This is a genomic window from Stenotrophomonas sp. 704A1 (assembly GCF_030549525.1).
GTDB lineage: Bacteria > Pseudomonadota > Gammaproteobacteria > Xanthomonadales > Xanthomonadaceae > Stenotrophomonas > Stenotrophomonas tuberculopleuritidis.
The window spans coordinates 2,686,381-2,710,807 of the sequence record NZ_CP130831.1; the positions used below are offsets into that span (position 1 = coordinate 2,686,381).

The following is a 24,427-nucleotide window of genomic DNA, read 5'->3' on the forward strand; positions in this document are numbered from 1 at the left end:
ACAGTGGGTTCAGCGCATCGCACGCAGGCCCAGCAGGCCACGGCGTTTGAACCACCATTCCAGCGGCAGCGTCACCAGTGGCGGAATCGCCGCCAGCAGCGCCAGCGCGCTGGCCCACCACGGCCAGCGCAGGCGTACCGCCGCAAACAGGGTGACCGCCACATAGACCAGGAAGGCCACGCCGTGCAGCGGCCCGAACAGCTTCACCAGCGCCACGTTGGCCATCGGGCCGTACTTCATCCACATGCCGATGAGCAGGCCGGCCCAGGTCACGGCCTCGATGAAGGCGACCGCAGCGAACAGGCGGCCGGTCGGGTGCATGGGGAAACGTCGGGTCACGCAGGGCTCCGGCATCGGAATATCAAATGCGAATGATACGCAGATGCGAGCGTTGCGGACACCGGCGAGGGCAGCGGTGGCAACGGCAAGCGCGGGCCCACCCGGGTGGACACCTACCGAAGCGTATGCGGCAACACCTGCTCACCGATCTCGCGCAGCACCGCGTCCACCGGCCGCCCGTTGTCGACCAGGTTGAACATCACATGCGCCACGCCCTGGGCATGCACGCGCAGCAGGTAATCGCGCAGGCCATCGCGGCCGACCTTCAGGCCCAGCGGCAGCGGCTCGGGCGGCGCCTGCGGATCCGCCTGCAGGTCCAGCAGCATCGACTGCACGAACGGCTTGCCTGGCCCGCCGCGCTGCGCAAGCGCCTGTTGCCACAGGCCGATGCGCCCTTCCTGCGCGGCTTCTTCGCGGTGATAGGTGGCCCAGCCCTCCGCCTCGCGCGCGATCCACTGCAGGCTCTGCCGCGCCGTGCCCACCACCAGCATCGGGATGCGCGTTGCCGGCGCCGGCAGTACGTCGAAGCCACCGGTAGCCTGCAGTACGGCTGTCCGCTCATCGGCCTCCGGTGACAGCGCCGCGCGCAACAACGTCCAGCGCTCACGGAAGGTCGCCGCCCTGCCCTCCAGATCCTCGCCGAATGCGGCGAACTCTTCCGGGCGGTCACCCGAACCCAGGCCCAGTACGAAGCGTCCGCCGCTGATCCGGTCCAGGCTCAACGCGGACTTCGCGACCTGCAACGGCTGGCGCAACGGCAGCACAATCGCTGCGCTGCCGACCACGATGCGCTCGGTCGCAGAGGCCAGCATGCCCAGCCACAGGAACGGGTCATCCAGTGCGCTCGCTGTCGCATCCGGACCCTGCGGCACCATCAGCGGCACGTCGCGCGTCCACAACGCGGCAAAGCCCAGGTCATCGGCCAGTCGCGCGATACGTCGGGCCTCACGTGGATCGGCCAACCCATGCGCCGCAACGGGCGTCATCAGGCCCAGGCTCAGTCCCTGTTGCGGAAACAACGAAGCGTAGGCGGGATTGAATTCACTCATGCCACCAGCTTAGCGTGCAGGTACCCGGCGACGATGACACGCCACACAACACAGGAAGAACGCTGCATGCCGAAGATCCGCTCCGCCCACATCGACGACGTGCCTGCGATCAGCGCGGTGTGCCTGGCCGCCTTCAACGAGGCGGTGGCGCCTTCACTCGGCGCGGCCGGCATCGCCACCTTCGGCAGCGTCGCCGCCGCCGATGCATTCGCCGCACGCCTGCAGGGCGATAACCACATCCTGGTGGCCGAGCAGGATGCGAGCGTGGTCGGCGTGGTCGAACTGAAGGAAGGCCGGCACCTGGCGATGCTGTTCGTCGATCCCGCCTGCCAGGGCCAGGGCATCGGCCACGCGCTGTTCCGGGCGATACTGCCGCAGGTCCGCGAACCGGTGCTGACGGTGCGCGCCTCGCTCAACGCGGTGCCGACCTACCTGCGCTATGGCTTCGTGCTGGACGGCGAGGTCGGCGAGTTCAATGGGCTGGTGTACCAGCAGATGGTGCTGACCGCGGCGGCGGCACCGCACTGACGGCGGGCGCATATGCCCGGGCAGCGGTTTGACATGAGCAAAGCGCATCAGCGGGCGCCGCGGCCGTTCCTACAATGGCCCTCATCCTGCCCGTCGAGATACTGCCGATGCGTGCCATCGTTTTCATGCTGCTGGCTGGCACGCTCGCTGCCTGCTCGCCGGCGTCCGCCCCGGTGCCGTCGGCACAAGCGGCCAGCGCTGCGCCTGCCACGTCGATTGCCTGGCGCCAGGGCGATGTCGACGACGCGTTCAACGAGGCCAGCGACAGCGGCAAGCCGGTGCTGCTGTACTGGGGTGCGGTCTGGTGCCCACCGTGCAACCAGCTCAAGGCCGGACTGTTCAAGGACCCGGCCTTCATCGCGCTGACAAGCAGATTCGTTCCGGTCTATCTGGATGGCGATGAGGAAGGCGCGCAGGCCTGGGGCGAGCGCTTTGGTGTGCGCGGCTACCCGACCCTGATCGTGCTGGACCCGCAGCGCAACGAGATCACCCGCGTGGCCGGCGGCAATGACGCCGCCGAGCTGACCCGCGCGTTGACCGTCGCCGCAGGCCGCCGCAGTGCTGTTGCCGCCACCCTGGCCACCGCATTGGAAACGCCGGACCGACTGGCTGCCGAAGACTGGCAGGTGCTGGGCGACTACGGCTGGGAAGTGGACGCCAACCGCCTGGCCGGCGAGCGCAGGAGCCAGGACGTGCTGCGCCAGCTGTCCAAGGCCGCCCCCGACGCTGCCCTGCAGCGCCGTTTCGCCCTGCTGGCGTTGGCAACGACCGAAACACCCGATGCCTCGCCCACCGAAGTGCGCGAACTGCTGCAGGCGGTGCTGGCACAACCGGCGGAGGTGCGCCGCAACCGTGAGTTGCTGGGCCATGCAGGCGTGCAGCTGGTCAAACAGGCCAGTGCCGGGCCGGCCACCAGCAACACGCTGGGGCAGCAGCTGCTGGTCGCACTGGAGCGCGCAGACGCCGAGCGCGGTGAACGCGCCGACGACGCGTTGTCGCGTGCGTTGACCGAAGTATCGCTGGCCCGCCAGCAGCAGCCGAAGGACGCATTGCCGGCGGCCCTGGTCGAGCGGGTGAAGCAGCGCGTGACCGCTGCCGATGCCGCCGCCACCAATGCGCATGCACGCCAGGCCACGATCAGCAGCGCGGTCTACGCGCTGCGCCAGGTCGGCGATGATGCGGGCGCCGAAGCGCTGCTGCTGGCCGAGCTGAAGCTCAGCGAACAGCCCTACTACTACATGCCCGAGCTCGCCGAACTGGCCGAGCAGCGCGGTGATGCTGCCGGTGCACTGGCGTGGCTGCAGCGTGCCTACGATGGTGCGCAGGGACCTGCGACCCGCGTGCAGTGGGGCGTGCTGTATGTCGAGGGCCTGTTGCGGCTGGCACCCCACGACGCGCCGCGCATTGAACAGGCCACCGCCGCCCTGATCGCCGAACTGGAGGCGCAGCCCTCGGGCTATCACCAGCGCACCCGGCAGCGCTTCGAGCGCCTGGCGGGCCAACTGAAGACGTGGAGTGGCAGGCACCAGGGTGCGCAGACACTGGCGCGGCTGCAGCAGCGGATGCAGCAGGCGTGCGGCGAACAGCCCGATGCCGCGTGCAAGGAGTGGTTGGGCTGAGTCGATGAAGGCGCCGGCGCTCGCAGCGCCGGCCGCTCTTGCTCCTGTCCCTGGCCTTGGATTCCGCTCAATCCTGCCCTTGACCTCAACCAATGTTGAGGTGCGATAACGATCTCCCCACGGCCAGCACGCTGGCCTTCCCCACGGAGATTGCTTCGATGTCGTACTCGCTTCCCCCGCTCCCCTACGCCTAGACGCCCTCGAGCCGCACTTCGATGCGCGCACGATGGAGATTCACCACAGCAAGCACCACCAGACCTACGTCAACAACCTCAACGCCGCCCTCGAACAGGCCGGCATCGCTGCGCAGCCGGTCGACTCCCTGATCGCCGATCTCGATGCCCTGCCCGAATCGATCCGTGCCGGCGTGCGCAACAACGGTGGCGGGCATGCCAACCACAGCCTGTTCTGGACCGTGCTCAGTGCCAACGGCGGCACGCCCGACGACACCCTGCTCGAGGCGATCAACCGCGACCTCGGGGGCTACGAGGCCTTCAGGGAGGCCTTCAGCAAGGCCGCACAGACCCGCTTCGGCAGTGGCTGGGCATGGCTCACCGTCGACCGCGAAGGTCGCCTGCAGATCGAAAGCAGCGCCAACCAGGACAGCCCCTTGATGGGCGCAGCCATCGGCGCCTCCGGCAACACCCCGATCCTGGCGCTCGATGTCTGGGAACACGCCTACTACCTGCACTACCAGAACCGTCGCCCCGACTACATCGGCGCGTTCTTCAACCTCATCAACTGGGCCGAAGTCGGCCGGCGCTACCGCCAGGCCCGGGCCTCATGAGTGGCGAGACACTGCCCTATGCCGGGCCCTGGGCGGGGGTCTTCCCCGCCCCGGCGCCGGTGCCGTCGGTCAACCTGCCGCCGCGTGCCCTGCGGCGGCTGCTGGGCCATTTTCCGACCGGCGTGGCGATCGTCTGCGCACGCGATGCGCAGGGCAAGCCGCAGGGACTGACCATCAACTCGTTCGTCCCGGTCTCGCTGCAGCCTCCGGTGGTGCTGTGGAACCTCGCCCTGCACGCGCAGAGTCTTTCGGTGTTCCAGCGCGCCACGCAGTTTTCCATCAGCGTGCTCGGCGCTGGCCAGGAGGCGTTGGCACGACGCTTCGCCGATCCACAGGTACGCAACCGTTTCACCGATGTGCCGCTGCTGGACGACGACGACCAGGCGCCGCCGCGCATTGCCGGCGCCGTCGCCCACCTGACCTGCACCCGACACGCGCAGTGGCCGGTGGGCGATCACCTGCTGCTGGCCGGCCGCATCATCGATGTGCACGAGGACGGCGGCGCGCCCCTGCTGTTCCACCGCGGGCGCTTCCTGCCCGGGCCGCTGGAAACGCTGGTGGAGGTGCGCGGATGAACATCCCGTCGCTCGAGACGATGCTTGCCTCCGGCCGCGACAGCGCCTTGCTGCGCTTTGGCCTGGGCAAGGGCTGGCTGGATGCCGGCGACCCGGTACGCGCAGCGACCCATCTGGGCCGCTGCGTGGTGCTGGACCCGGATTACTCGGCGGCGTGGAAGCTGCTGGGCAAGGCCTGGCTGGCCGGAGGCCAGCCGCAGGCGGCGCGTGAAGCGTGGCAGCGCGGACTGCGTGTGGCCGGCAGCAAGGGCGACCAGCAGGCCCGCAGGGAAATGCAGGTCTTCCTGCGACGCCTGGACCGCGAACAGGCGGGCCTGGCGAAAGCGGGCTGAGTCGATCAGCCCGCGTTGGCCGATGCCGGCGCGGACATGATGTCCGGCATCGGCAGGCGGCGCGGCTTGCTCGGGAACGCGTGGCGCAGGATGCGCCAGACCACCTGGCCGAACTGGCGCGGCAGCGAGCCGTTGTTGTAGTGCTGGCCGTAACGGCGGCAGATGTCCTTCACTTCCTTGGCGATGGCCGCATAGCGGTTGGCCGGCAGGTCCGGGTAGAAGTGGTGCTCGATCTGGTGGCTGAGGTTGCCCGACAGCACGTTGATCAGGAAGCCGCCGCTGATGTTGGACGAACCGCGCAGCTGGCGCAGGTACCAGTGGCCGCGCGATTCATTGCGCAGGCATTCCTTCGGGAAGGTCTCCGATTCGGCGGTGAAGTGGCCGCAGAAGATGATCACGTAGGTCCAGATGTTGCGCAGGCCATTGGCCACCATGTTGCCCAGCATCACGGTGAGGAAGAACGGGCCGGCCAGCAGCGGGAAGAACACATAGTCCTTCAGCACCTGGCGGGCCATTTTCCGCGCCACCGGGCGGGTCTGCAGCCACATCGCACGGCCACTGATACGCCCCTTCAGCCAACGACCCAGGCGCAGGTCCTGCGCGGCCACGCCCCACTGGAACAGCAGCGCGAAGATCGGCGCGATGATCGGCTGCAGCAGGTAGAACGGCTTCCAGCGCTGTTCCGGGAAGATCCGCAGCAGGCCGTAGCCGATGTCATCGTCCATGCCACGCACGTTGGTATAGGTGTGGTGGCGGAAATTGTGGGTCTTGCGCCAGTTGTCGGCGGTGGCCACGATGTCCCATTCGTAGGTGTTGCCATTGAGCTTGGGGTCGCCGGTCCAGTCGAACTGGCCGTGCATCACGTTGTGGCCCAGCTCCATGTTCTCCAGGATCTTCGACAGCGCCAGCAGCAGCGTGCCGGTGATCGCGGCCGGCCACAGCAGCGGCATCCAGAACAACGGCGAGAATGCCGCCAGGAACAGCAGGCCACGGCCGCCCACGCCGAACCAGCGCACGGCGGCAGCCACCCGGCGGATGTAGCGGGTATCGGAGGCGCCGAGGCTGCCGATCACACGGTCGCGGATCGCGTCGAGTTCCTCACCGAAGGCATGCATCTCGGCAGTACTCAGGGCACGGTCGGTAGCGCGGGTCATGGCAGGCGTCCTCAGAGATCCAGGGTCAGGTCGGTGGTCGGTGCGCTCACGCAGATCCGCACCGGCTGTGCCGATTCGGACTGCAGGTCGCCGGTGCGCAGGTGGCGGGTGGCGCCACTGACGCGATCACAGGTGCAGGTATTGCAGATGCCCATGCGGCAACCATGCCTGGGCTTGATGCCATGGGCTTCGAGGCTTTCCAGCAGCGAGCGGCCACGCGGCACGCTCAGCTGGCGGCCACTGCGCGCAAGCGTCAGCGACACCTCGCCTTCGCTGCTGGCATCGCGCAGCGGCGCCGGCGGGGTGAAGGCTTCGGCCTGGAAACCGGCCACCTGGTGCGCCAGGCGCTCGCGCGCAGCGGCAACGAAGCCGTCCGGACCGCAGGCCAGCACATGGCGCTGCGCCAACGGCGTGTCATCGCCGGCCACCTGCAGATCATGGGTATCGATGCGCGCGGCCGGCGCCTCACCCTCGCGGGTGGTCAGCAGGTGCACACGCAGGTTGGGATGCGCCGCGGCCAGCGCCAGCAGTTCGTCACGGAACTGCAGGTGGGCGGCGCTGCGCTCCCAGTAGAACAGATCGACCGGTGCTGCCAGCGGGCGCTGGCAGGCGTCGCGCAACAGGCTGCGCATCGGCGTGATGCCACTGCCGGCCGCCAGCAGCAGCACCGGCGCCGCGGCCGGCATATGGAATTCGCCGAAGGCGGCATCAAGGCGGAACAGTTCGCCCGGCTGCGCATGGTTAACCAGATGCTGGCTGACCCGGCCGCCGTCGATCGCCTTGACGGTGATCGCCAGCTCGCGTCGGCCCAGTGCGGTGGGGCTGTAGCTGCGTTGCCACAGGCGTCCTTCAATCTCGACGCCGAGGGTGACGTGCTGCCCGGCACGCATGCCGGCCCAGTGCCGGTTGGTGCGCAGGACCAGAGTGGCCGCGCCCTCGCCGGCCGGCTCGCGCCGGACCAGGCGGGCCACCGGCTCGCGCAGGGTCCACAACGGATTCAGCTGGCCGGCCCAGAAATCGAACAGCGACGGCGACAGCCAGCGGTGGGGAGAAAACAGGGACGGACGGACGACGGCGCTCATGGGTGCACTATACGGGCGCACACACAGCTGTGTATACATGTGTATATTGAACCGGATTGGGTATGATTCAGCCTTGCCCTACCGGAAGTCCCATGGCCGCCGCCACCGTTCTGTCACCGCCTGAAGATGCCAACAGCCCGGCCCGCCGTACGGTGAGCCGCGAGGATCTGCTGGCCGCCGCGCTGAAACTGATCGGTCCGCATCGCAGCCTGTCCACGCTCAGCCTGCGCGAGGTCGCGCGGGAGGCCGGCATCGCGCCCAACAGTTTCTATCGCCAGTTCCGCGACATGGACGAACTGGCGGTGGCGTTGATCGACGTCGCCGGGCGTTCGCTGCGCACCATCATCGGCGAAGCCCGCCAGCGCGCCACTTCCAGTGCCACCAGCGTGGTGCGGGTGTCGGTGGAAACCTTCATGGAACAGCTGCGCGCCGACGACAAGCTGCTGCACGTGCTGCTGCGCGAAGGCGCGGTCGGCTCGGACGACTTCAAGCACGCGGTCGAGCGTGAACTGCATTACTTCGAGGAAGAGCTGCAGCACGACCTGGTGCGCCTGGCCGCACTCGACGGCGCGGTGCTGCACAAGCCGGAACTGGTGTCGATGGCGATCACCCGCCTGGTGTTCGCCATGGGCGCCTCGGCGATGGACCAGCCACCGGAGAACGATCCGGAGCTGGTGGAACAGATTTCCACGATGATCCGCATGATCATCGTCGGTGCACGCAGCCCCGCCGCCTTCCGCCGCGGCTGATCCCTTCGCTCCGGTGACGTGACCACAGGCACGGTCGCACCCGTTGAATGTAATGTTATAACAACGCTGTCGACTGATCTGTGCCGACGTGGCCCGGTGTGGCAGCGCCGATATAGCAATTGCTATATTCATGAGCAACTGCTTTACTACGGCCCAGCCAGATCGTCCTCGCCAGCCTTCCCTCCAAGGACGCCGTTGTCATGCCCGTTGCCATCCCCGTCTTCCGCCGCCTTCCCCTGGCCACCGCGTTGGCCACCCTGCTGCCGCTGCCGGCCGTGGCCGCGCCGCCCTCGCCCACCGAACTGGACCGGGTGCAGGTCAAGGTCAGTACCGCCACCCGCAGCGAACGCCTGTTGTCCGATGTCCCGATCCGCACCGAAGTGCTGCGCAAGGAAGACATCGCGCTGCGCGCGGCCACCGACTTCTCGCGCGCAGTCGAACTGATCAACGGCCTGCGCGTGGAGAGCAACTGCCAGAACTGCAACACCAGCGAGGTACAGCTGCTGGGCCTGCCCGGTGCCTACAACCAGCTGCTGTTCGACGGCATTCCGCTGCTGTCGACGCTGGGCAGCGTCTATGGCCTGGAACAGATACCGGCCGGCTTCGTCGACCGCATCGAAGTGGTCAAGGGCGGCGGCTCGGCGCTGTACGGGCCGGGTGCGGTGGCCGGTGTGATCAACCTGATTCCGCCGCTGCCGGCGCGCAGCGGCGGGCATGTGCAGGCCGGCGTGGACGTGCTGAAGGGCACGCCGCAGAAGAATGCCGACGTGCGGCTCGACCTGGTGGCCAAGGACGCCGACGCCGGGCTGTCGGTGATCGCCCAGCGCAACTGGAACAGCGGCATCGACTACAACGGCGATGGCTACAGCGAGATCACCCGCAAGAACCTCAAGGTCGGCGGGCTGCAGGCCTGGTATGCACCCAACCCCGGCACCCGCCTCCGCCTGGACCTGCAGGTGACCGATGAAACCCGTCGCGGTGGCAACCGCCTGGACCAGCCGGAATACCTGGCCAACATCGCCGAATCGCTGGATACCAAATACCGCCGTGGCAGCGTGTCGTGGGACCAGGAAATCAATGCCGACGTCGATTTCCGCCTGGCCTACGCCTTCGCCGACATCGACCGCGACAGTTTCTATGGTGGCCTGGGTGACGTGGTCACCGATCCGTCCGCGCCCGGCTATGACCCGTCGCAGCTGGACCCCGACGTGGCCGGCAGCGCGGCCTCGCGTTCGTGGCGCCAGTACGGCCGCACCCACAACCCACTGCGCTACATCGACAGCCAGTTGAACTGGCGGTTGGGTGCGCACGCGCTGGCCTTCGGCGTGCAGTACAAGCATGAGGCGCTGCGCGACGACAACCGCGCCGGGGACGGCCAGCGCCTGGCAGTGCTCGAAGACGCCACCTTCCACAACCTGGGCGCCTTCATCCAGGACGAGTGGAGCCTGCACGACAACGTCGACCTGGTGCTGGGTGCCCGCGTGGACAAGAGCTCGGAGCTGGACAACGTGGTGTTCTCGCCGCGCGTCGCGCTGGCCTGGCAGGCGACGCCGAAGCTGAAGTGGCGGGCGGGCGTTGCCACCGGCTTCCGTGCACCGGAGATCTTCGTCGAGGACGTGCATGTCGATACGTTGGGGGCCGAACAGGTGCGCGTGCGCAATGCCGACGGCCTGAAGGAAGAGCGCGCGTTGACCACCCTGTTCGGCTTCGACTGGCGCTCGGACCCGGCCAATCCGGTGTGGAGCTGGGATGCCACGGCCTCCTACGCCCGCATCCGCGATACCTTCGCGCTGGGCGAGATCCAGCGCGGCGACGACGGCCGGCTCAGCCAGCTGCGCTACAACGCCTCGGGCTCGAACGTGCTGGGCATGGAAACCAACCTCGGCTGGCAGCCATCGCCGCAATGGCGCCTGAGCGCCGGCGCCTCGTGGTACCGCTCGCGTTTCCGCGAACCGCAGCGCATCTTCGACGACACCGGCGATGGCGGTGACACCGTCATCGAGAGCCGCGACTACCTGAAGACGCCACGCTGGACCGGCGTGGCCCAGCTCAGCTGGATGCCGACCGAGCCATGGGAAACCTTCGTCGCGCTGCGCCACACCGGCCCGATGCCGGTGCTGAACAACCGGCTGGGCGAACTGCGCCGTACCCGTGCCTTCCTGGTCACCGACCTGGGCGCGCGCTGGCACCGCCACCTGGGCGCGCAGGCGCAGCAGGAAGTGTCGGTGGCCGCAGGGGTCAAGAACGTGTTCGACCAGCGCCAGAAAGACCTGGAAGTGGGCGCGCTGCGTGACAGCGACTACGTCTACGGGCCGCGTTTCGCGCGCTCGTGGTACGTCAACCTGCGCTATGCGTTCTGAGCCACTACGCGCGTTGCTGCTGGCCTGTGCCGTGCTGCTGGCCGCACCGGCAATGGCGACAGACCTGCACACGCAAGTCTCCGCCTCGCTGATGCGGCCCGAGCAGCGCTCGCTGCGGCCGGTGCAGTGGTCGCCGCCACCCAGGCTGGTGGCGCTGTACTTCGGCGCCGACTGGTGCGGGCCGTGCCATGCCTTCGTGCCGACCCTGCGCAGCGTGCGTGACGCCCTGCGCCAGGCCGGTGCCGATACCGAGGTGGTGTACGTCAGCCTGGATGAGAGCGAGGCCGCTCTGCGGCGCTACATGCAGCTGCAGGACATGCCGTGGCCGGTGCTGGACCCACGCCGGGCGCAGCGCATGCCGGCACTGCAGGCGCTGGCCGGGCCGGCGCCGCCGAACCTGGTGCTGATCGATGCCGATGGCAGGGTACTGGCCAATGGCTGGCAGGGTCACCGCTACGAAGGCCTGCAACCGGTGCTGAAGGCATGGACGGAACGGGCATGCGCGCAGCAACAGGCGCGATGCGCCGACGGCGACATCCCTTCACGGTAGCGTCGGGCCATGCCCGGCGAAATGCGTGACGCAACATTACGCCCGCCGGGCATGGCCCGGCGCTACCGCTACGGCGCCCCGCCCTCGGCCCTGCGCACGAACGCCTCGAACAGCGCCAGCGTCTGTTCGCTCACATGGTGCTCGATGCCTTCCGCGTCGCGCCGTGCCGTATCCGGGTCCACGCCCAACGCCAGCAGGAACCGCTCCACGGTCTGGTGGCGCTGGCGGCTGGCATGCGCCAGCGCTTCGCCTTCCGGGGTCAGGAACACGCCGCGGTACGGGCGCTGCACCACCCAGCCGTCGCGGGCCAGCCGGCGCAGCATCTTCGCCACCGTAGGCTGGGCCACGCCCAGGCGGGTGGCGATGTCGACCTGGCGGGCCTCGCCGCCGTCGGCCAGCAGGTCGGAGATCAGCTCGACATAGTCCTCCACCAGCTCCATCCGATGCGCTTCACGCACCTGGCGGAAACTCTCGACCTGGCGCTCGGCCTCGATCAGGGGGGTGCCTTTTGGCGATGTCGGATCGTCCGTACTGCCCACGCGGGTGTCTGTCCTGCAGCTGATTCGGGGGGTGAACCTGAATTCTGGACCAGTGACGCGATAAAGACGATTGTTTCACATTGCTATCGGATATAGCAGTGGCTATATTGAATCCATGAACACCGTCGCATCGACCGACTCCACGGCCTCCACTGCGGCCAGCCTGGGTGCGCTCAACGCCTCGGTCGCCGTGCCCGACAAGGGCCACTGGGGGTTCCGCCTGCTCGCCTTCCTCGGCCCGGGCTACATGGTCTCGGTGGGCTACATGGATCCGGGCAACTGGGCCACCGATCTTGCCGGCGGCTCCCGCTTCGGCTACCTGCTGCTGTCGGTCATCCTCATTTCCAACCTGATGGCGGTGATCCTGCAGGCGCTGTCGGCACGGCTGGGCATCGCCACCGGCATGGACCTGGCCCAGGCCTGCCGCGCGCGCTACCCGAAGCCGGTCAATCTGGCGCTGTGGGCACTGTGCGAGGCGGCGATCATCGCCTGCGATCTTGCCGAGGTGATCGGTACCGCCATCGCCCTGAAACTGCTGTTCGACCTGCCGCTGCTGTGGGGCGCGGTGATCACCGCACTGGACACCCTGCTGGTGCTGCTGCTGATGAACCGCGGTTTCCGCGCCCTGGAAGCGTTCGTGATTGCACTGCTGGTGGTGATCTTCGGCTGCTTCCTGGTGCAGATCGCGCTCGCCGCGCCGCCGGTGATGGCGGTGCTCGGCGGTTTCATTCCGCGCGCGCAGGTGGTCACCGACCCGCATGCGCTGTACATCGCCATCGGTATCATCGGCGCCACGGTGATGCCCCACAACCTGTACCTGCACTCCTCCATCGTGCAGACCCGCGCCTACCCGCGTACCGAGCAGGGGCGCCGCAGCGCGCTGCGCTGGGCGGTGACCGACAGCACCATCGCCCTGACCCTGGCGCTGTTCATCAACGCCAGCATCCTGATCCTGGCCGCGGCGGTGTTCCATGCCAACGGCCGCTTCGATGTGGAAGACATCGAGCAGGCGCACCAGCTGCTGGCGCCGATGCTCGGCGTAGGCCTGGCCTCCACGCTGTTCGCGGTCGCGCTGCTGGCCTCCGGGCTGAATTCCACGGTGACCGCCACGCTGGCCGGGCAGATCGTGATGGAAGGCTTCCTGCGCCTGCGCCTGCCGCCCTGGCTGCGGCGGCTGATCACCCGCGCACTGGCGATCATTCCGGTGGTGGTGGTGATCATGCTGTTCGGCGACCAGGGCGCGGTGAAGCTGCTGGTCCTGAGCCAGGTGGTGCTGTCGATGCAGCTGCCGTTCGCGATCATCCCGCTGGTGCGGATCGTGACCGACAAGGTGACGATGGGCGCGCTGGTGGCACCGCGCTGGCTGGGCGCGATCGCCTGGGTGATCGCGCTGGTGATCGTGGTGTTGAACGTGAAGCTGCTGGTGGATACCTTCAGCGGCGCATAGCGCGACATGCCAGGGACGCCGTTGTGGAGTCGAGCCCTGCTCGATTCATCGCGCATCGCGCATCGCGCGAAAGGCCGCCGGGCATGGCCCGGCGCTACGGAAATGAAAGGCGGCGCGAAAGGCCGCCGGGCATGGCCCGGCGCTACCAATGCGACCCTGGTTATCCCAACCTTACAGATGCAACGCGATCGCGGCCTCGATCTGTTGCGGCGACTGGAACCCGGCCAGGCGCGTACGTTCGTCGCCGTCACGGAACAAGGACAGCGTCGGCGTCTGCCGCAACCCCAGCTCCCTGAAGAACGCCTCGCCCACCACTTCCAGCTGTACGCGCAGCAGCGTGGTGCCCTGCCCCGCCAGGCTGTTGGCCACGCGATGCAGCGACATCTCCAGCATGCGGCAGCCGGGGCACTGGTCCTTGTGGAAGTCCACCAGCACCCGTGGGTGTTCGGCCAGCAGCTGCTGGAACTGTTCAGGCGTGGTGGCGTCGATGATCTGCATCGTGCGTGCTCCGGTAATGGGCCAGGACCGCGTCGGTCCAGGCATCGATGGCAGCGGCGTGGCGTTCGCCGTGCGGCATCTGTTCGATTTCCAGTGGCGGGTAGTCGCTGCGGAAATAGCGCCGCAGCCGATGCACGGCGCCGCAGTAGTATTCCTGCCCCCACTGCGTCTCGCCGGTACCGAACACCGCCAGCTGCCGCGGCCGCTCGCCGCGTTCGGCGATGCCGGCCACCCACGCCTTCATTTCCGCCGGGGTGCGGCCGGCGTTGTCGGTCCAGCAGCCCAGCAGCACCAGGTCGGCCTCATCGGCCGCCAGCGGCGGCGCCTGGCGCAGGTCGTCGGCCTCCTGCCAGTGCACCGCATGGCCGGCGCCGCGGCAGCGCGCGGCGATGTGCCGCGCCAGCTCGCGGGTATTGCCGCTCAGCGAGGCGACCACGATCAGGATGCTGAGCGCGGGGCCGTGCTCAGAGGTCGTCGAAGCCGTTGTCGACGTTGGTCTTCTTGTAACTTGCATTGCGCATCTCGAAGAAGTCGGTCTTGGTTTCGGTGAAGTTGTCGGCGTAGGCCTTGATCCACGGCATCACGTTGTCAGTGGTATCGCTGTACAGGCGCTCGATGCCGAGCATGCCGGCCATCTTGTTGGCGCGGTACTTCACGTAACGCACCATCTCGTCCACGTCGATGCCATCGATGCCGTCCAGCACCTCCGCCGACCACTGCGTCTCCAGCTCGATGGCGTGCTCGAAGGCACCGTGCACATAGGCAGTGAGTTCGTTGGTCTGCAGTTCCGGGTTCTCGCCGACGATGGCGCGGATCACCTCGCTGATGAACTTGGTGTGGGCCAGCTCGTCGCGGTTGATGAAGCTGATGATCTTGCCGGTGCCGGTCATGCGGTTCTGCCGCACCAGGTTGTAGAAGTAGGCGAAGCCGGAATAGAAGTTGATGCCTTCCAGGGTCGAGGACTGGATCAGCGACCTGAGCAGGGTTTCGGCAGTCTTCTCGCGCATGAAGTCGTCATACGCTCCCATGATCGGTGCGTTGCGCTTGATGATGGTCGGATGGGTGCGGGCCAGCTCGAATACCCGGTTCTGGTTGGGCAGGTCGGTGATCGAGGCCAGCACGTAGCTGTAGCTTTCGTTGTGGATCACTTCCTGCTGGCCGATGATCGCCGCATTGGCATGCGCGGCCGGGTCGGTGATGTACTCGGCGACGTTGTAGATGAAGCGGGTCTGCGGCGAATCCAGCGTCGCCAGCAGCCCGATGATCGAGTCATAGGCGTTCTTCTCGCGCCCGGACAGCTCGCCGTACTGGCGGGCGTCCAGCTTCATGTCGACCTCGTCGGGAATCCAGAAGTTGGTCGACAGTTCCTTGTAGGCCCGATAGAACGACGGGTACGGAATGTCGTTCCAGTTCAGGATGCCGCTGGTGCGGCCGTTGATGATGCCGGTGCTGCGGTTGGGGTGGCGCGGTTCGAGGATCTTGATGCGGTCGAGGGGGGTTGCCATGGTCCTGCCTGCAGGGGTAGCGCCGGGCCGTGCCCGGCGGAAGGTGCGTATGCCGCGCGGTGCGCTCGCCGGGCCCGGCCCGGCGCTGCCGGTGGTCAGCTCGAACACCACTCGCATTCGCTGATGTCGATGTCGTTGGAGCGCACGTAGTAGGTGGTCTTCAGGCCTTCGCGCCAGGCGCTCAGGTGCAGCTCCAGCAGAGTGCTGGCGCGGATGGTGCTGGGCACGTACAGGTTGAAGCTGATCGACTGGTCCACGTGGCGCTGGCGACGCGCGTTCTGGCGCACGCTGGCGAACTGGTCCACCTTGTAGGCGCCCTTCTCGTAGTACGGCCAGGTCTCCAGCGACAGGCCCGGCGCCGCCACCGGCCGGCGGAAGTCCTTCTTTTCCTCGTAGTAGAACGCGCTGTAGATCGGGTCGATGGAGGCGGTGGAACCGGCGATCTGCGCGGTGCTCATGTTCGGCGCGACGGCCAGCAGCCAGCCATTGCGCAGGCCGTGCGTGGCGACCTCGCGGGCCAGGCTGTCCCACGCGGCGCCGCGGTAGTCGCGGTCACGGAAGTAGCGCCCGTTGTGCCAGTCGCTGCCAACGAACATCGGGTAGCTGCCCTTCTCCTTGGCCAGCTGCGCGCTGGCCTGGATGGTCAGGAAGTTGATGCGTTCGAACAGGCGGTCGGAGAGCGCTTCGGCTTCGGGTGACTCCCACTGGATGGCCTGCTGCGCCAGCAGGTGGTGCCAACCGAACGTGCCCAGGCCGATCGCGCGGTACTTGCGGTTGGTGATGGTGGCCTGCGGTACCGGCAATGCGTTGAGGTCGATGACGTTGTCGAGCATCCGCACCTGGATCGGGATCAGGCGCTCCAGCACGTCGGTGGCCAGCAGGTCGTCCGGCGCGCTGATCGCACGGCCGAGGTTGATCGAGGACAGGTTGCAGACCACGAAGTCGCCGGCGCGCCGCGTGGTGACGATCTGGTCGCCACTGACGATCTCCTGGATCATCCGTGTCGGGCTCATGTTCTGCAGGATCTCGGTGCACAGGTTGCTGGAATAGACCATCCCCGCGTGCTTGTTCGGGTTCTTCCGGTTGACTTCGTCACGGTAGAACAGGAACGGGTTGCCGGTTTCCAGCTGGCTGAGCATGATCCGCTTGAACAGGTCGATCGCCTTCACCGTACGGCGGCTGATGCGCTCGTCGGCCACCAGTTCGGCATAGCGGTCGCGGAAGCTGCCCGCACCGCGGGACTCGTCGTAGAAGTCCTGCAGGTACCAGCCCTTGGCCTGCTTCACTTCGTGCGGATCGAACAGGTACCAGTCGGCGCGCCGCTCCACGGCTTCCATGAACAGGTCCGGCACGCAGATGGCGGTGAACACATCGTGCGCGCGCAGGCGCTGATCACCGTTGTTCAGGCGCAGGTCCATGAACGCTTCGATGTCGCGGTGCCAGACGTCCAGGTACACCGCCACCGCGCCCTTGCGCTGGCCCAGCTGATCGACCGACACGGCCGTGTTGTTAAGCTGCTTGATCCACGGCACCACGCCGCCGGAGGAATTGGGTACGCCGCGGATCGGCGCACCGCTGCTGCGCACATAGCCCAGGTAGGCGCCGACACCGCCACCGTGCTTGGACACGCGCGCGATATCGGTATTGGAGTCGTAGATCCCCTGCAGGCTGTCGTCCACCGTGTCGATGAAGCAGCTGGACAGCTGGCCACCGACCTTGCCGGCGTTGGCCAGGGTCGGTGTGGCCACCGTCATGTACAGGTTGGACAGCGCCCAGTACGCCTCGCCGACAAGCTGCATGCGCCGCTCGCGCCCGCTTTCACCAGGTCCGCCCTCGTCCTGCATCAGGTACAGCGCGATGGTCAGCCAGCGCTCCTGCGGCAGTTCATAGACGTCACGGCTGCGGTCGCTGGCCAGGTAACGGGTGGCCAGCAGGTACAGGCCGTTGTAGGCGAACAGGCGGTCACGATCGGGGTCGATCATGTCACCGGCCCGCTGCAGCTCTTCCTTCGAATAGCAGCGCAGGATGTCGTTGCTGTAGATGCCGCGGTCGGCCAGGCTTTCCTGCAGGCCTACGTAGGAGCCGTACTTCAGGCTGACATCGTAGAAGCGGTTGCGGCTGGCGCGCTTGTACAGCCGTCGCAGGTACAGGCGTGCGGCGAACTGTTCCCAGTCGGGTGCGACCAGGTCCACGCGCGATTCCGCTTCGCGGATCAGCAGGTCGACCAGATCGTCGGCACTGATGCTCGGTTTGCGTTCGACCATCGCCTGCACCACGCGGCGGTAGTCGGCCACATCCAGCTGCGGCAGTTCGGCATGGATGGCATCGATGCTGCGCTGCAGGCGCTGCGCGTCGAATGGCAGGCGGCGGTTGCCCGCCTCCTTGGTGATCCAGGTGGGCACCTGCTCGCCGCCCACGCGCAGGGCGTCGCCGGCGCCGGCCAGATCGGCCACGCGGAAGGTACTGTCGGTCATTGTCGTGCTGCTCCAGGCTCGCGCGCGGGGTGGCGTTCGATGCCATGGCGGCCCAGCACGCGATACCGGCGCACGGGGCGAACGGGTGGATGTGCCAGCGCACGGGAACGGAGGTCGTCGGCATCTGCCTGCGCCTGCGGCCGGTATCCGGGCCGTGGGGGCGACCTGCGTCCGCACGATGGCGGCCGCGTCGACACGGCAAGCCTTCAGGGGCGGGCCGCGGGACGTTTGCTGCATGTCCGGCGGCGGCGGCTGACCGGGAGTGACGGCCACAACATAGTGGGGATATCCGGACTCGTCAACACAAGATGCGGTAATCAGCACAGGTCGCGACCATCGGTCGCAGGATGCCGTGTTGCACCTGCGCCGCCTTGTCGACAACGCCTGCGTCCCCAGTTCGGTACAACATCAACTTTCCCCGGAACACCGCCCATGCGCGCTGCCCAGTACCCCTCCTTCGGCGACCCGGCCGACGTCCTTGCCATTGCCGATGCCGCCCTGCCCGAGCCCGGCCCCGGCGAGGTGCGCATCCGCACCGTGCTGGCGTCGATCCACAACCACGACCTGCTGACCGTGCGTGGCCTGTACGGCTACAAGCCGACGCTGCCGGCGATCGGTGGCAGTGAAGCACTGGGCGTGGTCGATGCGCTCGGCGACGGTGTCGACGGCCTGCAGATCGGCCAGCGGGTTGCCGCCGCCTCGGTGCACGGCACCTGGGCCGAAGCGTTCATCGCACCGGCACGCATGGTGATTCCGATGCCGGAAGCGATCCCCGACGAAATGGCCGCACAGCTGATCGCGATGCCGCTGAGCGCGCTGATGCTGCTGGAGTTCCTGAAGGTGGAGACCGGCCAGTGGATCGTGCAGAACACCGCCAATGGCGCGGTGGGCAAGTCACTGGCGATGCTGGCACGCGCTCGCGGTGTCAACGTGGCCAACCTGGTGCGCAATGCGAAGGCGGCGGCGCAGCTGCAGGCGCTGGGCATCGACCACGTGTTCGATACCTCGGTGGACGGCTGGAAGGACCGCGTCCGCGAAGCCACCGGCGAAGCGCAGGCCGCGGCGGCGGTGGACTCCATCGGCGGCGACGCCAGCGCCGATCTGGTCGACCTGCTGGGCCACCACGGCACCCTGGTGTCGTTCGGGGTGATGAGCGGCGAGCCGATGCGCATTCCTGCCGGTGGCCTGATCTACAAGGAAGCCACGGTGAAGGGCTTCTGGGGCAGCAAGGTCAGCCAGGCGATGGCGGTGGAAGACAAGCGCCGGCTGGTGGGCGAACTGCTGCAGCGCGCCGCCAGCGGCGAACTGACCCTGCCGGTGGACGCCATCTTCGCGCTGGACGATATCCAGGCCGCGGCGACCGCCAGCGCGCAGCCGGGGCGTGGCGGCAAGGTGCTGCTGCGCGTCTGAAGCAGCGCCATCGACACCACGGTAGCGCCGGGCCATGCCCGGCGCCCGCGCATCACCGGCTCAGATGCAGGAACTGCAGGTGCCGTTCGTACTGGCTGATGATGTCGTTGATGATCTGCTTGCGGCTGTAGCCGACCAGGTCGTAGTCCTGGCTGCCTTCGTACAGGTGCACCTCGGCGCGGTAATAGCGCTGGTTGCGCAGCTGCTGGGCGGCGAAGGACGGGGTCAGGTAGCCGCTGAGGATCACCCGGTACTGGAAGTCCTGCTGCTCGCCATGGTTGACCGACAGTTCCATGTCACCGGCATCGAACCGCGTATGCACCTCCCAGCCCTGCCCGCGAAGCTGCTCGGCCACCGCTTCCATCGCCGGCTTCACCGTGTCGTCCATGAAACGGTAGACCTGGTCGCGCACCGGGAAGTGCATGGCCTGGCTCAGCCGCTGGCGCCAGCCCTGGTGGTGGCGGTCATCGCCGATCAGCGGTGACGGGCGGTACTGCTGCGCGCGCTTGCGGTGCGATTCGTCGCTGAAGGCCCGGGTCAGGCCCCACATCATCAGCAGCAGTACCGCCGAGAACGGCAGCGAGGCAAGCACCACCGCCGATTTCAGCGCATCGATGTTGCCGGCCAGCAGCAGGCCGGCGGTCAGCACCGCGATCACCGCGCCCCAGAACACCCGCAGCCACCGCGGGCCATCGTCTTCCGGCGCGCCGCCGTGCGAGGACAAGGTCGACAGCACCACCGCACCGGAATCGGCCGAGGTGACGAAGAAGATGAAGCTGACCAGCACGGTCACCGCGATCACCACCTTGCTCCACGGATAGCCGTCCAGCAGCGCGTACAGCACCGTGGGCGGGTCATCCACGGCCAGCTGCGCGAGCTGCTGCTGGCCATGGTGCAGTACCTGGTCCAGCGCGCTGTTGCCGAAGATGGACAGCCAGGCCAGGGTGAAGCCGAGCGGGATCAGCAGTACGCCGAACACGAATTCGCGGATGGTGCGGCCGCGCGAAATGCGCGCGATGAACAGACCGACGAACGGCGCCCAGCCGATCCACCAGGCCCAGTAGAACACCGTCCAGCCGCCCAGCCATTCCGGGCGGCCGCCATAGGCATAGACATCGAAACTCTTGCCGACCACGCTGCCCAGGTAGTCGCCCAGGTTCTGCATCAGCGTGCTCAGCAGGTACTGGGTGGGACCGGCGCAGAGCATGAACAGCACCAGCGCGATGGCCAGCAGCATGTTGATGTTGGCCATCCAGCGCACGCCCTTCTCCACGCCGGACACCGCCACGGCCACCGCCGCGCCCATCATGCTGACCACCAGCACGATCTGCACGAAGTTCGAATGCGGGACGTCGAACAGGTGCGACAGGCCTGCGTTGAGGTGCAGCACGCCAAAGCCCATGTCCGCGCCGATGCCGAACACGGTGGCGACGATGCCCAGCGCGTCCACGGTGTAGCCGATCGGTCCATTGATGCGCTTGCCGATCAGCGGGTACAGCGCCGAGCGCAGCGCCAGCGGCAGGTTGTGGCGGTAGGCGAAGTAGGCCATCGCCATCGCGGCCAGCGCGAACACGCCCCAGCCATGCAGGCCCCAGTGCAGGAACAGCAGCTGCATGGCCTGGCGCGCACCGGCCTCGCCGGCGGCCGGCGCGCCCTGTGGCGGTTGCAGGTAATGGGTCAGCGGCTCGGAAACACAGAAGAAGAACAGCGTGATGCTGATACCGGCGGCGAACAGCATGCCGGCCCAGGAGAGGTAGCTGAACTCCGGCTCGTCATGGTCGGCACCCAGCTTGATGCCGCCGTACTTGGACAGCGCCACGCCCACCACGAACACCAGGTACAGGGTCATGGCCAGCAGGTAATACCAGCCCACGTTGAGCGCGGCCCAGTCCTGCGCCGTGACCAGCAGGCGGCCGGCGCCGATGGGAAACAGGCTGACGAACAGTGCGAACGCAACGACGATGATCGCCGCGAAGGCGAAGACGGGCCGAAGGGTGCGCACCGGCTGATGTTGAGGCTCCAGTGCTTCCATGGGCAGCCATCTCCGGGTCGATCAGAAGGTAAGCCGACCGATTCTGGATGAACCGCAGTGGACAAAGCATGAAGTGCAGGCACCGCGCAGCCCTGATCGGCCGGCGTTCCGTGCTACGCGCGCGTCCGCAGCCGTGCGGGTGCGCGCGCCGGCCGGCTCACTCCGGTCCCGTTACGACACACCGGACCCGTACCGCCGCTCAGCCCAGCACGTGCACCGCGCACAGCTTGTTGCCGTCCGGATCGCGCAGGTACGCCAGGTACAGCTGGCGGCCGGCCTTGTGGCGGACCCCGGCCGGGTCTTCCACCGCAGTACCGCCGTGCGCGGTTCCAGCCTCCTGCCAGGCATGCACGGCCTGCGGGCTGTCCAGCGCGAATCCGATCGTGCCGCCATTGGCATGGCAGGCCGCCTGGCCATCGATCGGCGGGGTGACGATGAACATCCGCCCATCCTTGATGTAGACCAGCTTGCCGTCTTCGTCGGTCATCCCCGGGCGCCCGCCGATGGCGACGAACAGGGCATCGTAGAAGCGGCGTGCAATGGCAAGATCGTTCGAACCGACGGTGACATGACTGAACATGAGGGCACTCCGTTGCGGAAAGGCCGAGTGTCGGCCAGCGCAGCGGCATCTGCAATCGCCGCGGCTCAGGCGGTGCTGAGCAGCAGCACTGCAGCGGTCACCAGACCGATGCCGACCCAGCCGATCGGGCGCAGGCGGTTGCCGAACAACAGGCGGCCGCAGGTGGCGGTACCGATCACGCCGATCGCACCCCACATCGCATAGGCCGTGGCCAGATCCATGTAACGCACCGCCTGGCCCAGCAGGGCGAAGGCGATCCAGACCAGGATGATCGCGCCGACGCCCCATCGCCAGCGGCGGAAACCTTCCGACTTGGCCACCATCATGTTGGCGGCGACGTCGATCAAGGCCGAACAGATCACGAAAAACAATGCCAAGGTATTCATCAGTGCGCCTCCCCGAGGGTGACGCAGACGATGCCGGCCACCGCCAGCACCAGGCCGGCCAGCTGCTGCAGCGACAGGCTTTCACCGAAGACGGTGATGCCGACCACGGTCAGCAGGGTCAGGCCCAGGCCTTCCCACACTGCGTAGGCCACGCCCACGGCGATGCGGCGCACCGACTGCGCCAGGAAGAAGTAGGACAGCGCCAGCGCGCCGGCCATGATCAGGTAACCGGTCCAGCCGCCATCGCGGGCGGCATGGGCCATGAACGAGGTGCCGACCACTTCGGCGACGATCGCCACGGTCAGGCAGGCCCAGGCGACCAGCGCGCCACGGGCGGGAACAGTACGGGACATGTGAAACTCCTTGCAGGGCGGGGACCGCGCCGCCTTTTCATAGATCCACGCCGTGCGTGGAGGATCCGGAACGCCCCGCAGACGGGGGCGACGGAAGCCAGTATCATCGCCTTTTACGGTGGTATCAAAATGGATTCCATCGACAGGAGCGATGGATAAATGCCCTACTCCCCTGAATCCCTGCAGGCCTTCGTGGAAGCCGCGGCGCTGGGCTCGTTCTCGGCGGCGGCGCGACGCCTGCGCAAGACCCAGTCGACGGTCAGCACCGCCATCGCCCACCTGGAGGCCGACCTGGGCGTGCGCCTGTTCGACCGCAGCGGGCGCTACCCGCAGCTGACCGAGGCTGGCCGCCAGGTACTGGGCCATGCGCAGGAGATTCTTGCCGCCGATGCCCGCCTGCAGCAGCTGAGCGTGCGCCTGGCCGCACCGGTCGAGCCGCGCCTCACCGTGGTGTTTTCCGACGTGTACCAGCTCGATCCGGCGCAGCGGATCCTGCAGCGCTTCGTCGAGGTGTTCCCGGAGATCGAACTGGAATGGCTGGATGCCGAAGGCGAGGACGTGCTGGAGCTGGTTGGCAGGGGGCGTGCCGGGCTGGGCCTGCTGCCCAGGCAGGCGCGCTATCCCGATGAACTGGTGGCCCGACCACTGGCCCACCACAGCGAACTGGCGGTCTACGTGGCGCGCGAACATCCGCTGGCCAGCGCCGGCCGTCGCACCGCCGCGCAGCTGGCGCGGCATCGGCAGGTGCGGCTGAGCGCCGAGACCGATCACGCACGCGTGGTCACCGGCCTGGCCTGGACTGCCAGCGATTACCTGATGGTGATGGAGATGGCCGAGGACGGCATCGGCTGGGCCGAACTGCCGCGGGCGCTGGTGCAGCGCTACGACCGGGGCCGGCTGGTGGAACTGGTGCTGCCCGGCTGGCCGCGGCGCATCCACAGCGACCTGTTGTGGCGCCGTGATACGCCGCCGGGACCGGCGGCGCTGTGGTGGGCCGACGCGTTGGGGTGACACACCGTCACCGCGCCCTCCACGCAGGGCGTGGAGGGGATGCCGCCCACCCGGTCAGCGATGGGCGAGCGCGTAATCCAGTGCCGAACACACCGCCACCGCCTGGGCGTCATTGCACTGCTGTGGCGTGGCGCGCGGACTGTCCGGGTAGACCTCGGTGGTGGTGGTGTACTTCGCACCGGTAATGCCCGCGCACAGGCCCAGCTTCACCAGCGGATACTCGATCACACCGTGGGCCACCACCGGTGAACCGATGATCTCGCCCTTGTCGTCGGCGGGGGCGATGTGGGTCACCTTCTCCACCGCGGCGATCACTGCCTGCTGGAAGGCCGGCTGCGGATGCTCGCTGTCGTCGACCAGATAGAAACCATCGGGGATCAGCCCCGGCTCGAACGGCTTGCCGTCGCGCGCGGCCAGCGCCGGCCGGAACTCGCTCTCGTCGCTGTCGGTGGTCTCGTGCAGGTCGATGTGCAGCACGAACTGGCCCTTGACCGGTGCGATCAGCTCGATCAGCGCGGTCGATTCGCGGGCCGGGCCGTCGGCGCGGAAGTTGCGGTTCGGATCGATCGCATCGAAATTCCAGCGGTTGATGCGCTCAAACCCCCACGGATTCACGCACGGCGCCACCAGCAGGTTGACCTGGCCGGCATAGTCGGCGGCGTGCTTTTCGAGGAACTCCAGCGCGCCCATCACGCCGCTGGTCTCATAGCCGTGCACGCCACCGGTGACCAGCGCGGCGGGCAGCGCCGGGTTCCAGTCGCGGCTGCGCAGCGCGAACAGGGTGTAGGTTTCGCCGGCGTAATCGAGCTGGCCATAGGCCACCTTGTCGAAGCGCGAGGCCAGCGCCTCGATGCGCGGCAGCACCTCCTCGTCGTAGCGGCGCAGGCGCTGCTGGCGGCCACGCCACGCCTCCCGTTCCGCCGCTCCCCACGGCTGGCCAGGGGTTCCGACGGGGTAGAAAGCGGCTTGGGACATGGCGGATCTCAGCGAGTCAGGAAGCAATCGCCAACTTTACCACCGGGGCATCGGCATGAACCGGAGGTGCATTCCATTGGCAAATGGAATCAG

Annotated in this window: 24 protein-coding genes and 1 pseudogene; 11 read left to right on the top strand and 14 right to left on the bottom strand. The window is 67.6% G+C overall.

All coding sequences use genetic code 11. From position 1 onward, the window contains the following. Positions 1-9 precede the first annotated feature (9 nt). Together Q5Z10_RS12550 and Q5Z10_RS12555 are read right to left on the bottom strand one after the other, a co-directional pair. On the bottom strand, positions 10-321 hold the full coding sequence (locus Q5Z10_RS12550) for a DUF3817 domain-containing protein (RefSeq protein WP_032129991.1): 312 nt from the start codon (positions 319-321) through the stop codon (positions 10-12). Positions 322-452: 131 nt separating this feature from the next. After that, entirely contained in the window at positions 453-1,388 is a 936-nt protein-coding gene (locus tag Q5Z10_RS12555; RefSeq protein ID WP_303635763.1) for a TIGR03571 family LLM class oxidoreductase, read from the bottom strand. Between the two features lie 66 nt (positions 1,389-1,454). Here Q5Z10_RS12555 and Q5Z10_RS12560 point away from each other — a divergent pair, with 66 nt between their 5' ends. The 5 genes and pseudogenes from Q5Z10_RS12560 to Q5Z10_RS12580 all read left to right on the top strand — a co-directional run bounded on the left by Q5Z10_RS12560 (position 1,455) and on the right by Q5Z10_RS12580 (position 5,229). Then, positions 1,455-1,916: a GNAT family N-acetyltransferase gene (locus Q5Z10_RS12560; protein WP_303635764.1), complete on the top strand. Its 462-nt coding sequence runs from the start codon at positions 1,455-1,457 to the stop codon at positions 1,914-1,916. A 107-nt stretch (positions 1,917-2,023) separates the two neighbouring features. Continuing rightward, positions 2,024-3,535: a thioredoxin family protein gene (locus Q5Z10_RS12565; RefSeq protein ID WP_303635765.1), complete on the top strand. Its 1,512-nt coding sequence runs from the start codon at positions 2,024-2,026 to the stop codon at positions 3,533-3,535. Positions 3,536-3,693: 158 nt separating this feature from the next. Continuing rightward, positions 3,694-4,322 (top strand): annotated as a pseudogene (locus tag Q5Z10_RS12570) (superoxide dismutase). Next, complete coding sequence (locus Q5Z10_RS12575; protein ID WP_303635766.1) at positions 4,319-4,897, top strand: flavin reductase family protein; 579 nt, start codon at positions 4,319-4,321, stop codon at positions 4,895-4,897. The pseudogene Q5Z10_RS12570 and the gene Q5Z10_RS12575 overlap by 4 nt, the downstream one beginning before the upstream one ends. Continuing rightward, on the top strand, positions 4,894-5,229 hold the full coding sequence (locus Q5Z10_RS12580) for a tetratricopeptide repeat protein (RefSeq protein WP_303635767.1): 336 nt from the start codon (positions 4,894-4,896) through the stop codon (positions 5,227-5,229). The genes Q5Z10_RS12575 and Q5Z10_RS12580 overlap by 4 nt, the downstream gene beginning before the upstream one ends. A gap of 5 nt (positions 5,230-5,234) precedes the next feature. On the opposite strand, the gene Q5Z10_RS12585 is transcribed toward Q5Z10_RS12580, so the two are convergent. Next, entirely contained in the window at positions 5,235-6,383 is a 1,149-nt protein-coding gene (locus Q5Z10_RS12585; protein WP_303635768.1) for a fatty acid desaturase family protein, read from the bottom strand. A gap of 11 nt (positions 6,384-6,394) precedes the next feature. Continuing rightward, a complete protein-coding gene (locus tag Q5Z10_RS12590; protein ID WP_303635769.1) occupies positions 6,395-7,465 on the bottom strand; it encodes a ferredoxin reductase in 1,071 nt (356 codons plus the stop codon). A gap of 92 nt (positions 7,466-7,557) precedes the next feature. Here Q5Z10_RS12590 and fabR point away from each other — a divergent pair, with 92 nt between their 5' ends. The 3 genes from fabR (at position 7,558) to Q5Z10_RS12605 (ending at position 11,124) form a co-directional block, all read left to right on the top strand. After that, entirely contained in the window at positions 7,558-8,214 is a 657-nt protein-coding gene (fabR, locus tag Q5Z10_RS12595; protein ID WP_303635770.1) for an HTH-type transcriptional repressor FabR, read from the top strand. A 200-nt stretch (positions 8,215-8,414) separates the two neighbouring features. Then, positions 8,415-10,574 carry a TonB-dependent receptor plug domain-containing protein gene (locus Q5Z10_RS12600; protein WP_303635771.1) on the top strand — a complete coding sequence of 720 codons (2,160 nt, stop codon included), beginning with the start codon at positions 8,415-8,417 and terminating at the stop codon, positions 10,572-10,574. Beyond that, on the top strand, positions 10,564-11,124 hold the full coding sequence (locus Q5Z10_RS12605) for a thioredoxin-like domain-containing protein (RefSeq protein ID WP_303635772.1): 561 nt from the start codon (positions 10,564-10,566) through the stop codon (positions 11,122-11,124). Before Q5Z10_RS12600 ends, Q5Z10_RS12605 begins: the two co-directional genes overlap by 11 nt. 68 nt (positions 11,125-11,192) lie before the next feature. On the opposite strand, the gene mntR is transcribed toward Q5Z10_RS12605, so the two are convergent. Beyond that, entirely contained in the window at positions 11,193-11,663 is a 471-nt protein-coding gene (gene mntR, locus Q5Z10_RS12610; protein ID WP_303635773.1) for a manganese-binding transcriptional regulator MntR, read from the bottom strand. Between the two features lie 115 nt (positions 11,664-11,778). Here mntR and Q5Z10_RS12615 point away from each other — a divergent pair, with 115 nt between their 5' ends. After that, complete coding sequence (locus tag Q5Z10_RS12615) at positions 11,779-13,110, top strand: Nramp family divalent metal transporter (protein WP_303635774.1); 1,332 nt, start codon at positions 11,779-11,781, stop codon at positions 13,108-13,110. 171 nt (positions 13,111-13,281) lie between these two features. On the opposite strand, the gene Q5Z10_RS12620 is transcribed toward Q5Z10_RS12615, so the two are convergent. The 4 genes from Q5Z10_RS12620 to Q5Z10_RS12635 form a co-directional block, all read right to left on the bottom strand. Beyond that, entirely contained in the window at positions 13,282-13,608 is a 327-nt protein-coding gene (locus Q5Z10_RS12620) for a thioredoxin family protein (RefSeq protein ID WP_303635775.1), read from the bottom strand. After that, positions 13,580-14,047 carry a flavodoxin gene (locus Q5Z10_RS12625; RefSeq protein WP_303639183.1) on the bottom strand — a complete coding sequence of 156 codons (468 nt, stop codon included), beginning with the start codon at positions 14,045-14,047 and terminating at the stop codon, positions 13,580-13,582. Before Q5Z10_RS12625 ends, Q5Z10_RS12620 begins: the two co-directional genes overlap by 29 nt. Before the next feature lie 25 nt (positions 14,048-14,072). Next, entirely contained in the window at positions 14,073-15,113 is a 1,041-nt protein-coding gene (locus Q5Z10_RS12630; protein WP_303635776.1) for a ribonucleotide-diphosphate reductase subunit beta, read from the bottom strand. 95 nt (positions 15,114-15,208) lie between these two features. Then, positions 15,209-17,587: a ribonucleoside-diphosphate reductase subunit alpha gene (locus Q5Z10_RS12635; RefSeq protein WP_303635777.1), complete on the bottom strand. Its 2,379-nt coding sequence runs from the start codon at positions 17,585-17,587 to the stop codon at positions 15,209-15,211. A 432-nt stretch (positions 17,588-18,019) separates the two neighbouring features. Here Q5Z10_RS12635 and Q5Z10_RS12640 point away from each other — a divergent pair, with 432 nt between their 5' ends. Beyond that, entirely contained in the window at positions 18,020-18,997 is a 978-nt protein-coding gene (locus tag Q5Z10_RS12640; RefSeq protein WP_303635778.1) for a zinc-binding dehydrogenase, read from the top strand. Between the two features lie 52 nt (positions 18,998-19,049). Here Q5Z10_RS12640 and betT read toward each other — a convergent pair whose 3' ends face one another. From betT to Q5Z10_RS12660, 4 genes are all read right to left on the bottom strand, one after another. Continuing rightward, a complete protein-coding gene (gene betT, locus Q5Z10_RS12645) occupies positions 19,050-21,029 on the bottom strand; it encodes a choline BCCT transporter BetT (protein ID WP_303635779.1) in 1,980 nt (659 codons plus the stop codon). A 199-nt stretch (positions 21,030-21,228) separates the two neighbouring features. Beyond that, complete coding sequence (locus Q5Z10_RS12650) at positions 21,229-21,609, bottom strand: VOC family protein (protein ID WP_303635780.1); 381 nt, start codon at positions 21,607-21,609, stop codon at positions 21,229-21,231. Between the two features lie 65 nt (positions 21,610-21,674). Continuing rightward, positions 21,675-21,995: a DMT family transporter gene (locus Q5Z10_RS12655; protein ID WP_303635781.1), complete on the bottom strand. Its 321-nt coding sequence runs from the start codon at positions 21,993-21,995 to the stop codon at positions 21,675-21,677. Then, a complete protein-coding gene (locus tag Q5Z10_RS12660) occupies positions 21,995-22,348 on the bottom strand; it encodes an SMR family transporter (RefSeq protein ID WP_303635782.1) in 354 nt (117 codons plus the stop codon). The genes Q5Z10_RS12655 and Q5Z10_RS12660 overlap by 1 nt, the downstream gene beginning before the upstream one ends. 159 nt (positions 22,349-22,507) lie before the next feature. On the opposite strand from Q5Z10_RS12660, the gene Q5Z10_RS12665 reads away from it, so the two are divergent. Beyond that, entirely contained in the window at positions 22,508-23,359 is an 852-nt protein-coding gene (locus tag Q5Z10_RS12665; protein WP_303635783.1) for a LysR family transcriptional regulator, read from the top strand. Positions 23,360-23,413: 54 nt separating this feature from the next. On the opposite strand, the gene Q5Z10_RS12670 is transcribed toward Q5Z10_RS12665, so the two are convergent. Next, positions 23,414-24,334: a M14 family metallopeptidase gene (locus tag Q5Z10_RS12670; RefSeq protein WP_303635784.1), complete on the bottom strand. Its 921-nt coding sequence runs from the start codon at positions 24,332-24,334 to the stop codon at positions 23,414-23,416. Between the last annotated feature and the right edge of the window lie 93 nt (positions 24,335-24,427).